Source organism: Nostoc sp. 'Peltigera membranacea cyanobiont' 210A, assembly GCF_002246015.1.
Classification (GTDB): domain Bacteria; phylum Cyanobacteriota; class Cyanobacteriia; order Cyanobacteriales; family Nostocaceae; genus Nostoc.
Genome location: NZ_NOLJ01000007.1, coordinates 431,831 through 444,115 on the forward strand (window position 1 = coordinate 431,831; position 12,285 = coordinate 444,115).

Genomic DNA, 12,285 nt, shown 5'->3' on the forward strand with positions numbered 1-12,285 from the left:
ACCCCACCCCGCCAAAGCTACGCTTTGTCTCCCCTCCCCGCAAGCGGGGAGGGGCTAGGGGTGGGGTGCAATGACTATGGGAATCACAACTAATTACCCGAACATGATATAATCAGGGTTTGACCATCGGGACTAAAGGCAACTGACTTTACCCAATTAGCCCCTTGTAAAGTTTTCAGGCACTTGCCATTATGGACATCCCATAATTTTAAAGACGAGTTGAAATAGCAGACGTGAGAACTATCTTTCAGGAGTGCTGAGTACTAGACATCTGGTGAAAATTAAATATGCATTACCTGAAACCCTTTGTAGAGATAATTCATGTAGACGCAAAGCGGCTTCCCGCAGGGTATTGTCCCTACGCCTTTTCTGGAGATGTCTACTGAGTGCTGTTAGCCGTAGCGGGGCGTTTAACCAGTGCGATTCTTTTTTTACTCAGCACTCGTTACTCAGCACTCAGCACTATTTCGGTGAGTTGCAGATTATAATTTACTTCTAAAATAGAAGAATGCTGTCAACTCCCACTCAACTATTGCGACTGTCTCAAGGACAACTTAACTTACTAGAAGCTTGTCCGCGTAAATTTCAACATACCTATCTCGAAAAACTCAATTCCCCCTCAAATCCAGAACAAGAAGAACGGCTAACTTTGGGTAGTCGTTTTCACTTGCTAATGCAACAGCGAGAAATGGGTTTGCCAATTGATAGTTTCCTAGAAGCAGATGCTCAACTGCAAAGCTGGATGCTAGGTTTTGCTGATGCAGCGCCAGAAATCTTAACGGCTGCATCAGATAATCAAACTTTCCGTGAAAGCGAACACTACCGCACTCTGCAAGTTCAGGATTATTTGCTGACGGTTGTCTATGATTTATTGATTGCAGATAACCAACAAGCGCAAATTCTCGACTGGAAAACTTATCCTAAACCACCCAATAAACGCAAGTTAGAATCCAACTGGCAAACACGTCTTTATCTATATGTATTGGCAGAAACTAGCGATTATTTGCCAGAAAAGATTTCTATGACTTACTGGTTTGTCCAATCTGAAGGAAAACCGCAAAATATTAAATTTAATTACAGTACTACTCAACATGCACAAACAGGAAAGAAACTTAATCAACTATTAAGTCAGTTAACTAATTGGTTGGAAAATTACCAAAATAACCAGCAGTTTCCCCAAGTAGTGGAGGGTAGTAAAAACTGTGATTCTTGTCAGTTTGCCAAACGGTGCGATGCCTCCGGCGGTAAACTACGCATCCAATCTACTGAAGAAGCAGCGAAAGACTCATTGCCAAATTTCGACAGTATTCAAGAAGTCTCACTTTGATTTGATCCGCAGGATTGTTTCGCTAAAACAAATTCATTATATCTTTAGACTCTTGCGTAAAGTCAAAAAGTAATGTAAAGTCCTTTGTCTAAATCTAAAGCATTTGCAAGCATTTTTATTAAAAGAGCTAGATTCGGTAAATACTCTTTTTTTTCATTCAATAACAAACTAAGCAATTCAAAATTATTCTTCACTTGCTCAAGAGATTGAAAATACGACCCCATTTTGCCAGGGTTAAAATAGTTTCCTGGAATGCCAAAATTTTTACCTAACAAGGGAGATATATCTTTATCCAGTTCATTGAGTAACATATCATAGAGAGGCAACCAATCATAACCAAGTCCAATATCACATTGAGGATTATAATACTTGGTAATTGCAAAATCACCATACTGGCTTATGTCATTTGTCTCGATCGTTTCTTTCCAGAAAGAATCTAAAGGTTCGCCTTCATCAGGATATTTCAGGTATGAAAAATTATTTTCGATAAAGGTAATCAAATCGTTGCTTTGGTTAATAACAAGTGCATTGACTAAGATATCAGCCAATTCTTGAAGAAACGTATCGTAATCAAAGACAAATGCTTTATGCTCCATTGACATTTTTTAAAATTCCTTGTCGCCAAAATTTAACATAGTGCTGTTAGCTGACAAAATAAATCTTCTTAAATAGTTGAGAACCCTAAAAGCCCGTAATCATCTATGTAAATAAATCACAACTTCTAAATTTATGTCAACTTTTGATGAAACTGAAGCAATTTATGTGCGCGAATTAGGAATTGATGACATTGCTCCTGTTTACCACTTGGGAGAAAGCTTATTTACCAGCGATTTATATCCTTATTTATACCGTACCTGGGACGAATGGGAGGTAATTGGACTTTACAACACCGATCCAGAATACTGTCTTGTGGCCGAAACAGATGGGGAATTAGCAGGATTTATTTTGGGAACCATCATCACCAAAGCATCCTGGACTTATGGATACATTTTATGGCTGGGAGTTAGTCCAAAGTATCAGCGTCGGGGAGTAGCAGACAAGTTGGTTGATAAAGTCGTCGCTCGGATGATTGAAGATGGGGCGCGGTTCATGTTGGTAGACACTGACCCTACCAATACTTCAGCATTAAAGTTTTTTAGTCGCAAAGGTTTTGGTAATACTCGCCAGCATATTTTCTTGTCGATGAATTTAAGCAAGCACGAATATTATGGCAGATTGATTGATTACGAACACCAAAAAGCTGAAAGAGCCGGTTACAAGCGATGTCTACGACGGGCTACGCCTACTCGTCCAGCAATTCGTGCCCGTAAAGCTGATAGTGTAGCTAATGAAGTCATTCTCAATCCTCTAGCGAATGAATCTTCAATAACTGAGGAGCAATCTCCAATCTAACAAAAGTTAGGGGTAGCCCTTTCCAAGTGGGTAAAATTTCTGGACAATAATTCCTCTTTTTTCCGTGTTCTCTGTGCCTCTGTGGTTTAATAAATTACTTTCAAACTGTAGAAGCATAGAAAACGCAGAGAGAAAAGCATGATGGCGATTGTTAATTTTGAATTTAGAGCAAAGTGGCGTGACTTATGTGTATAGAATTTGGGCGGGAAATCTGCGGCAATCTTGACATTGCAGAATCGCGGGAGTGGTTAGTTAGTAACGGTATTGGTGGTTACGCCTCTGGGACTGTGGCTGGTTTATTGACTCGCCGCTATCACGGATTATTGGTAGCAGCATTAAAACCACCTCTGGGTCGCACCTTAATGCTGACAAAACTAGATGAAACTGTCCTGTATGATACCCGCTCTTATTCTCTAGACACCAATCGTTGGGCTGATGGTATTGTCAGTCCCCAAGGTTATCAAAATATTGAACGTTTTTCTCTGGAAGGTACAATTCCTGTATGGCATTTTGCTGTTGCTGATGCCTTATTAGAAAAACGGGTGTGGATGCAACAAGGCGCGAACACAACTTATGTTCAATATACTTTGCGTCGTGCCACTCAACCGCTAAAGTTGACGCTCAAAGCAATAGTCAACTACCGCGATTATCACAACGACACTCAAAGCAATGGTTGGCAGATGTCTGTTGAGGAGGTAGAACAGGGGATTTGTGTAACTGCTTATCCGGGTGCTGTACCACTGTATTTACTGAGTGATTCAGCTAAAGGCGATGCCTACGGCGGCAAGCTACGCAACGCTTCACGCCCTAGTGTATCTGTTGTCCACAATTGGTATCATGGTTTTGACTTAGCAGTTGAACGCTATCGGGGATTGAGAGATAAAGAAGACCACCTCCACGCCGCCACCTTTGAAGTTACACTAAATCCTGGAGAAGCAATCGCGTTTATAGCCAGCACAGAAAAAGAACCAAATCTCAATGGTGAAGCTGCACTTAAGTTACGTCGCGCTCAAGAGCAGAAGTTAACAGGATTTTGGAAAACTAATCGACCTCTCAAGACTAAGGAATCACCTAGCTGGATCAACCATCTAGTACTAGCTGCTGACCAGTTTATTGTCGATCGCTCATTGCCAGAAGACCCCTACGGCAAAACCATCATCGCTGGTTATCACTGGTTTAGCGACTGGGGACGCGACACGATGATTAGTCTACCTGGTTTGACAATTTCCACTGGTCGCCCAGAAGTAGCACGCTCAATTATTCGCACCTTTGCCAGATACGTAGACCAGGGAATGTTACCTAATCGCTTTCCCGATGCGGGTGAGCAACCAGAATATAATACAGTCGATGCCACTCTTTGGTACTTTGAAGCAGTCCGCGCCTACTACAGCGCTACAGACGATGATACTTTGCTTGGTGAACTCTTTCCCATACTTGCAGACATCATTGATTGGCACTCTCGCGGTACACGCTACAACATCCATCTCGATGCAGCCGATGGCTTACTTTATGCAGGTGTTGCTGGCGTACAACTGACCTGGATGGATGCCAAAGTTGACGATTGGGTAGTTACACCCCGAATTGGCAAACCGATTGAAGTTAATGCCCTCTGGTATAATGCTTTACGGACAATGGCAAAGTTTGCCCGTCAGCTTGGTAAACCACACCAAGAATATGAGGCAATGGCAGAGCGTGCCAAGTATAGATTTTCTCGCTTCTGGAATGAAGAGACAGGTTATTGCTATGACGTTCTAGACACTCCTGATGGTGATGATGCGGCGTTACGTCCTAATCAAATATTTGCTGTGTCATTACCAGAAAGTCCGCTCACACCTACCCAGCAAAGGGGTGTGGTGGAAGCTTGCGGGCGGATGCTGCTAACTTCTTATGGATTGCGATCGCTAGCCCCCGATCATCCTCAGTACCAGGGTAAATACGGTGGCAATCAGTATCAACGTGATGGAGCCTACCACCAAGGGACAGTTTGGGGTTGGTTGTTGGGGCCGTTTGTCTTAGCACACCTGCGCGTCTACAAAAATCCCGAACAGGCTCGTCAATTTTTGGAACCAATGGCTAATCACCTGAACGCGCACGGTGTTGGCAGTCTCAGCGAAATTTTTGATGGTGATGCCCCGATGACTCCACGGGGATGTATTGCCCAAGCGTGGACAGTAGCTGAGGTTTTGCGTGCTTGGTTGGCTACGGAGAGTTGATACGCCGAACCGTGGTCTATCTACAAAGTCGATTTTGTCAAGAATTTTTAAGAAATTAACATCCTTCAGAAAAGGAAAGACGTAATGCTGAAGTAATCCTCAAAAGTTTATAGACACGCCTTAGTGTTAGGAGGAAATTATGGCGTCAGGAATGATGATCGAAGGCAAATGGACAACCAATAGGAATAAATCAGATCCCAGCGGTAAGTTCAAGGAAACGCCGACAACGTTTCGCGATCGCGTCACCGCCGATGGTTCTAGTGGGTTTAAGGCAAAAGCAGGACGCTATCACCTCTACGTTTCCTTGGCGTGTCCGTGGGCGCATCGCACTTTAATTATGCGAGAAATCAAAGGTTTGAATGATGCCATCTCAGTCTCTATCGTCGATCCGATTATGAGCGACAAGGGATGGATGTTTTCTGAAGCACCGGGAGCTATTCCTGACTGGGTGAATCACACTCAATATTTGCAAGAGATTTATCTGAAAGCTAATCCCAAATACACAGGACGAGTTACTGTTCCGGTGTTGTGGGATAAGCAAACTCAAACAATCATCAATAACGAATCTCGCGAAATCATGCGGATGTTTGACGTAGAGTTTGGGGAATTGGCAACACAAAAAATAGACTTATACCCACGCGACCTACAGCATAAAATTGATGAAACAATCGATGCAATTTATCTGCCAATCAATGTTGGTGTATATCGCGCTGGTTTTGCGACTTCACAAGCAGCTTACGAAGATGCGGTGACAGAACTCTTCGAGAATTTAGATCGATGGGAAGCCATTCTGAACGAGCAGCGGTATTCATGCGGCAATCAACTCACCGAAGCCGATATTTGTATGTTTGTAACTCTGTATCGCTTCGACTCAGTGTATTACAGTCACTTTAAGTGCAATTTGCGGCGAATTATCGACTATCCCAATCTCTGGAATTATTTACTAGACCTATATCAGCGTCAGCCATTCAAAGCGACCTGCAATCTAGACTATACTAAACGCGGCTATTACATGAGCATGACTGATATTAATCCAAATCGAATTGTGCCGAAGGGGCCGATTGTTGATTTTAACCAACAGCACGATCGCGAACGCTTCACTAAGGCGTCTCGTAGAGAAGTTATCGCTCCCTATTCATAGAAAATAAATTGCACAATCTAACTGGAGTAACACCATGAGCCTTGTATCAGGTATCCACCATGTTGCAGTGGTGACAGCAGATATCGACCGCTTTATCGACTTCTATACTGATGTATTTGAGATGCCAGTAATCTTTCAAGAGACGACCCCAGCCTTTCGTCACGCACTTCTGCTAGCTGGATCGCAGAGCGTGCTTCACGCAGCAGAGATGCCTAATAATATTCATAGTTCTGGATTGCCAGATATGTTTAGACGAGGACACATCGACCACTTGGCTTTGAATGCCCCAACAGAATCAGCATTTCAGATTATCCGCCGCAAACTGATAGTTCGAGGAGTGAGTGATGGCGCGATCGCTGACCTTGGCCCAGTACTTAACTTATCATTTTCCGATCCTGATGGTATGCATATCGAAGTTTGCCTCATCGTCGATGCTTCACTCCAGGGTTTTCACCAACCGCGACCATATCTAGAGACTATCAACCAATAGGTTGAAGTTAGCGTTAGCCCCGTTCGCTGTTTGTGGTTAATTAATAGTTTTGCTTATTTTCAACTTGCGATCGCATTCAAAGAAAATAATCATGATTTATCATATTTTGATCGCAGCCAATTGTTTTGCCCAATATAAAGAGTGCCCCTATGACTAAAATCGAAATTTACAGTGCGGCTTTGTGTCCCTTCGCACACCGAGCGCGCTTAACCCTAAGCGAAAAAGGGGTTCCTTTTGAAATCGTCGAAATCGACTTACAAAACAAACCTGCCAACTTTCTAGAAATTTCTCCCTATGGCAAGGTGCCTGTTCTCAAGCATGGTGATATTCGGGTGTGGGAATCTAGCATTATTAATGAGTATCTGGATGAAATATTTCCCGAACCACCTCTGTTACCCAAAGAGCCGATTCAGCGTGCCCATGCGCGGATTTGGATTAATTTTGCTGATACCCGATTGTTCGCTGCTTCTGGCAAATTGTTACACAGCCGAGATCCTCAACAGCAGGCAGGGTTATTACAAGAGTTAGCCGAACACTTGCTATTTATCGAACGTGAGGCATTGCACAAATTGTCAGATAGCGCTCCCTACTGGCTTGGGTCTGAGATTAGTCTAGTCGATCTGACTTATTATCCTTGGTTCGAGCAGCTAGATGTATTAGAGCATTTTCTAGGCTTCCAATTACCACCGGGACTCCATCGGCTCAAACAATGGTGGGCAGCCGTAGCAAATCGTGAATCCGTGCGCTCGATCGCCAATCCTCCTAAGTTTTATATCGAACATTATGCTCGATTTGCTCAATGAGAGTAAAGCTTAGGCACTAACCGTTCTCTTAAATATCATATAGTAATCCGCATTCCTTGAATACAAAGTTTACCAAGGATCAAGAACCAGAAATAGAGAAGGATAAAGACACGATCGCTTTAACATAACAACATCCAAATTCGATTCTCTCTCGCCCTCATCAAAAAGGTTTGTTATTACCAAAATTTGCTTTGTTACCATCCCCCCTTAGAATTAATTTCGATGATTAAAAATTTTAAGGTAATTCTCAGCAGAAATTAATTTAATTACTAGTAAATGCATTTAGATTATTATTAGACAAGAATTCGCGGGTTTGAAAGGGCAATTAAATAAAAATATTTAGCAATCTTTTTGTAATGGCTGCACTTTTGACTGTAGGTATGCAACAGAGGTAAGTTCAAATCAGCTATAACTAAAGATGTAGCGGTTAACAGTAACTTTACATTTAGCAGTTTTATTTTATTTTTAAAGCCTTATTAAACACTTAAAACGCAACCGGAACAGTGAAGCAAATCATAAAATTTGGGATAAATATAGATCCATTTTCCTTACAATCACGCCTCACGGTTGGTATTGCATCATTTTCAGCTTTGGTATTAGGTAGTCTTGCTACATGGACTAGCTGGAAAATGCAGCAAATTTTAGTTGATAGTCATAAATATAATATAGAACAAATTGCCAGGCGCTTGCCGCAAGATGTGCAAATTTATAGTGAAATGATGCAACCTGAAACTGGGTTGCAAAAGGCTATTAATAATTTAGCAAATACCAACACATTATTATGGCTAAAAAGTCCTGATAATAAAATTTTAGCAAAATCTACCACTTTAGATTTATTATCTGTTACTACGGTAGCTGAGTTAATGACCCTGACTAAGATGCCGATTAAACCACAAGTTTACAAAGTGAACCAAAGCTACTTTGTTTTATGTGGTAGTACTGTGCAAGTACAGGGTAAGTTACTGGGTGAGTTATTTGTAGTTAAGGATATTACTCGCGAACAGAAAATGTTTGTCGTAATGGTACAGAGTTTAGGTATTACTAGTGCTTTGGCAATTATTGTTTTAACTGCTGCGATCGCATTTTATATTAAGCGTTCTCTGCAACCCCTGCGCCAGCTAAATCAAATGGCTTCTGTGATTTCCGCTGAAGATTTAGGACAAGCGCAGCTATATCTTGATAATGCACCCAGTGAAGTTAAAGAACTAGCTCAAACTTTAACCATGCTGTTATCACGCCTTTCCCAATCATGGGAGCAAGAGCGAGAATTTGTGAGTAATGTTTCTCATGAATTACGCACACCTTTAACAATTGTACATGGTTATTTGCAAAGCGTCTTACGAAGGCAGAATAATTTAACTCAAACTCAACAAGAAGCTTTAGAAACTGCGGCATCGGAAGCTGAACGCACTATCCGCTTGCTACAAGATTTACTTGATTTAGCACGTGCAGATAGCGGATACCTATATTTTCAAATGAAATCTTATGTGCTGAATGACTTGGTTGAAGAAGTTGTCATGATGGCAAAAAAATATAGCGATCGCACAATTACAATCGAGTCAGAAATTTATCCAATTGAGATCAAAGCAGATTATAGTCGCTTTAAACAAGTGTTATTAAATTTAATTGATAATGCCATTAAGTATTCTGACGCTGATACACACATAACTTTTAAGTTAGGTCGGCTTCAAGATCGGGCTATTATTCAAGTTTGTGACAAAGGTTATGGCATTCCTTTGCAACAGCAAGCACGGATATTTGAGAGATTTTACCGTGTAGATGAATCTCGCTCTCATACCACTGGGGGTTGTGGTTTGGGTTTATCGATTGTTAAGACACTTGTAGAAGGTATGGGTGGTAGTGTCAGTGTGGAATCAAAGTTGGGAGAAGGGAGTATGTTTACAATCAGTTTACCTACATATAGTAGCTCTATCTGATTTGTAAAAATTGCAAGACTTAGATCCCCAGTTTCTTGATTTGATTGCAGACATAGTAAAGATGACAGAGAAATTTGGTGTTGCAGAATTCCAGTATGAAAAAGATTTTGCGTGATTTCAAAACCTTTGTAGATAACTTGCAATGCAACATTTCTACACCAAGATTCATACATCTAATTAGCAATGCCAGAAATTTAAGCATCGGGTAATCTATTTGGAAGTCACCCCGTTTCCTGTGAGAATAAAGGCAGCCCTCGTTTAACTGGCAAAGCAGATTTGGGTTTATCGATTGTGAAACACCTAACCGAAGGTCTGGGAGGCAAAATTGCCATCCTTTCAAAGCCAAGCTATGGTAGCACTTTTATTCTCACATTACCTGCTTTAGGAGCAAAAATATGACAGCACATATCCTTTTAGTGGAAGATGAAGTCAAACTGGCGCGATTTGTCGAATTAGAACTTAATAGCGAAGGATACCGGGTAAGTGTCGCCCATGATGGCATCGCAGGCTTGACTCTGGCGCGAGACTCCTCACCAGATTTAGCGATTCTAGATTGGATGCTTCCAGGGTTGACAGGTTTGGAAATTTGTCGGCGTTTGCGAACAACAGGTAGTACAGTACCAGTGATTTTGTTGACAGCAAAAGATGAAGTGAGCGATCGCGTCGCCGGATTAGATGCAGGAGCCGATGATTATGTAGTTAAGCCCTTCAGCATTGAAGAACTATTAGCTAGAATTCGCGCTCATCTCCGGCGCACCCAAGAAACAGACGAGGATTTGTTGCAATTTGAAGATTTAAGCTTAAATAGGCGCACTCGTGAAGTATTTCGGGAAAAACGAAGCATTCAGTTAACAGCAAAAGAATTTGACTTATTAGAATATCTCCTTTCACATCCCCGTCAAGTATTTACTAGAGATCAAATTTTAGAAAAAGTTTGGGGTTACGATTTCATGGGTGATTCTAATATTATTGAAGTATATATTCGTTATTTGCGACTTAAGTTAGAAGAAAATAATGAAAAACGTTTGATTCATACAGTCCGTGGTGTAGGCTATGCACTACGGGAGTAATCGTAATAACGTGGTGATTTCGAGAAAAAGCAACATATTCAAGATAAAAGAAAATTATGAAGAAAAAATGGGCTGTTAAACGACTGACAGTAAATCTCACAACCGAGGAAATGAAGAAACTTGAACAATACTGTACTCTCACAGGAAGACCAGCAACAGATGTAATTCGAGAATTGCTCCGAAGTCTTGAGGTTGACAATGCTGAAAACTCTGAGATGGGAACAGCAGACTCAAAAATCACTGTTGGCAGTTCGTCAAAATCACACTAATTATCGACTCGAATATAGCGTTTCTTAATCAGAATCAGCTACAGCTTAACCTCACCCCCAACCCCTCTTTTCACCAAGGAGAGGGGTTGGGGGTGAGGTTTTGATATGTACTTTATGCACCTGGGAACTTCTATATCCCGCCAAATTAACCCCTTTACGCCTTTTGCCTTTCCTATGTCTTAACAAGCATCGATTATGGGCATCATAATCCCAGTCCGACTACATCAGCTAGCAGCCAGAAAACTATTTGGCAGCAAGTTTTGCATTTACAAATATAGTATCAACCGATGGTATATAGTTTTAGACCTTATCTCTTTGTTTCTCGATATAATTTGTACGCTGTATTTCTTTTGGGATGCCTACAGATTCAATTGGGAGTAATCTGTAGCGTAGGTATTTGGATATTATCAGAAGCTAAATTACAAGCAGCCCAAGCACATCAGACCTGGAAATCACCTTTAGGATTGACTGAGCAAGTCACCACAATAAATCCTGAGTCAGCAGAGCAATACTCAAAACCACTCCCCTATCGATTAAAATCAACACCTATTTTGCTGGCGGCACCCGAAAACTTCAATCCTGATTTGCGATTACCGCCATCGCTACCCGAATCACCGCAGAATTCTAGCCCACCATCGCTACCCGAACCACCGCAGGAGAATTCTAGTCCACCAACAACTGCCACCGAAGCAAAAACGCCGGATGCAGTTTTGGAAAGTATTCATACAGACTATCACTATCAGACAGACAACTTTGGTCAAACTAATTTTTTCCTAGAACCAACAGTTCAGTTTCGATTGAGAAATGGCAATAAAATATTTTTCAAGACAGGTTTTAACTTCTTTGAGCAACGCGGTGTTGAATCAATTAGCAATTTTCCCTTGCAAGTTGGATGGCAAGGAAAAATTGGACAAGTGACTCTACAAACAGCAGCCGGAGTCGATGTGTTCAATCGTTTACCTACAGCTATCAATCTCAATGTTAAGGTGGATGTTCCCATTTCGCCGCCGCGAGTTTCGTCATCAGGTCGATTGCTATCGGCAGTAATAATTTCAGGTAATTTAGAACAAGGTCCCTATAAATCCCATGCTCGAACTTTAGACAATCAAATTACCGCTTGGCGATTTGGGCCTGATTTATACTGGCAGATTGACCGTAATACCAGCTTATTTTCGTCATTGCGTTTGGGTAATTACAACGATGGTAATTCTGAGGTGCAGTCTTTTAGTAGGTTAGAGCGCAAGTTCGGACAATTTTCTTTGGCAGCTAACCTATTCACTTGGAGTTACGAGCGCGATTTAGAACGCACAAGCGGTTATTTTTCTCCACCAGATTTTCTAGTTTACAACGGTGAGGTAGCTTGGGAGGGAGATATTGCTCAATTCTTACGCTGTCGCCTTGCTGCCAACTTAGGACGGCAGCGACTTAAAGGAGAATTTGACAACGCCAATACCTATCAAACGCGCTGTACCGTAAAACTGTCGCCCAGTATAGAAGCAGACTTGAGCTATAGCTTTAGTAATGTCCGCAATAAAGAAACCGACGGAAGCGCCTACGGTGGTAATTCCTTCACAGGACAGTTGCGGGTCAAATTTTAACAAAAAAGAATTCAGGAGTCAGAATTCAGGAGTCAGAATTCAGAA

General features: G+C 41.6%; 12 protein-coding genes and 1 pseudogene. 11 read left to right on the forward strand and 2 right to left on the reverse strand.

Annotated elements, in window-relative coordinates; genetic code table 11:
* Positions 1 to 89 precede the first annotated feature (89 nt).
* On the reverse strand, positions 90 to 251 hold the full coding sequence (locus CDG76_RS39435) for a WD40 repeat domain-containing protein (protein WP_143854166.1): 162 nt from the start codon (positions 249 to 251) through the stop codon (positions 90 to 92).
* 257 nt (positions 252 to 508) lie between these two features.
* Between CDG76_RS39435 and CDG76_RS23955 the strand changes: the two genes are divergently transcribed.
* A complete protein-coding gene (locus CDG76_RS23955) occupies positions 509 to 1,327 on the forward strand; it encodes a PD-(D/E)XK nuclease family protein (protein ID WP_094351397.1) in 819 nt (272 codons plus the stop codon).
* Positions 1,328 to 1,389: 62 nt separating this feature from the next.
* On the opposite strand, the gene CDG76_RS23960 is transcribed toward CDG76_RS23955, so the two are convergent.
* Positions 1,390 to 1,929, reverse strand: a complete 540-nt coding sequence (locus tag CDG76_RS23960; protein ID WP_143854158.1) for a hypothetical protein — start codon at positions 1,927 to 1,929, stop codon at positions 1,390 to 1,392.
* Positions 1,930 to 2,056: 127 nt separating this feature from the next.
* Between CDG76_RS23960 and CDG76_RS23965 the strand changes: the two genes are divergently transcribed.
* From CDG76_RS23965 to CDG76_RS24005, 10 genes and pseudogenes are all read left to right on the forward strand, one after another.
* A complete protein-coding gene (locus CDG76_RS23965) occupies positions 2,057 to 2,719 on the forward strand; it encodes a GNAT family N-acetyltransferase (RefSeq protein ID WP_094351399.1) in 663 nt (220 codons plus the stop codon).
* Between the two features lie 185 nt (positions 2,720 to 2,904).
* Positions 2,905 to 4,932 carry an amylo-alpha-1,6-glucosidase gene (locus CDG76_RS23970; RefSeq protein WP_094351400.1) on the forward strand — a complete coding sequence of 676 codons (2,028 nt, stop codon included), beginning with the start codon at positions 2,905 to 2,907 and terminating at the stop codon, positions 4,930 to 4,932.
* Between the two features lie 139 nt (positions 4,933 to 5,071).
* On the forward strand, positions 5,072 to 6,073 hold the full coding sequence (locus tag CDG76_RS23975; protein WP_094351401.1) for a glutathione S-transferase family protein: 1,002 nt from the start codon (positions 5,072 to 5,074) through the stop codon (positions 6,071 to 6,073).
* Positions 6,074 to 6,107: 34 nt separating this feature from the next.
* Entirely contained in the window at positions 6,108 to 6,563 is a 456-nt protein-coding gene (locus CDG76_RS23980) for a VOC family protein (RefSeq protein ID WP_094351402.1), read from the forward strand.
* A 149-nt stretch (positions 6,564 to 6,712) separates the two neighbouring features.
* The gene (locus CDG76_RS23985; RefSeq protein ID WP_094351403.1) at positions 6,713 to 7,366 is read left to right on the forward strand and encodes a glutathione S-transferase family protein; all 654 of its coding nucleotides are present in this window, start codon (positions 6,713 to 6,715) and stop codon (positions 7,364 to 7,366) included.
* Positions 7,367 to 7,869: 503 nt separating this feature from the next.
* Positions 7,870 to 9,303 (forward strand): sensor histidine kinase, encoded by a 1,434-nt coding sequence (locus tag CDG76_RS23990; RefSeq protein WP_094351404.1) that lies wholly within the window; start codon positions 7,870 to 7,872, stop codon positions 9,301 to 9,303.
* Positions 9,304 to 9,573: 270 nt separating this feature from the next.
* Positions 9,574 to 9,702 (forward strand): annotated as a pseudogene (locus tag CDG76_RS39525) (ATP-binding protein); the annotation flags it as partial.
* Positions 9,699 to 10,373: a response regulator transcription factor gene (locus tag CDG76_RS23995; RefSeq protein WP_094351405.1), complete on the forward strand. Its 675-nt coding sequence runs from the start codon at positions 9,699 to 9,701 to the stop codon at positions 10,371 to 10,373. The pseudogene CDG76_RS39525 and the gene CDG76_RS23995, both read left to right, overlap by 4 nt.
* Positions 10,374 to 10,429: 56 nt before the next feature.
* The gene (locus tag CDG76_RS24000) at positions 10,430 to 10,642 is read left to right on the forward strand and encodes a CopG family transcriptional regulator (RefSeq protein WP_094351406.1); all 213 of its coding nucleotides are present in this window, start codon (positions 10,430 to 10,432) and stop codon (positions 10,640 to 10,642) included.
* Positions 10,643 to 10,929: 287 nt separating this feature from the next.
* Positions 10,930 to 12,240: a hypothetical protein gene (locus CDG76_RS24005; RefSeq protein ID WP_094351407.1), complete on the forward strand. Its 1,311-nt coding sequence runs from the start codon at positions 10,930 to 10,932 to the stop codon at positions 12,238 to 12,240.
* The last annotated feature ends 45 nt before the right edge of the window (positions 12,241 to 12,285 follow it).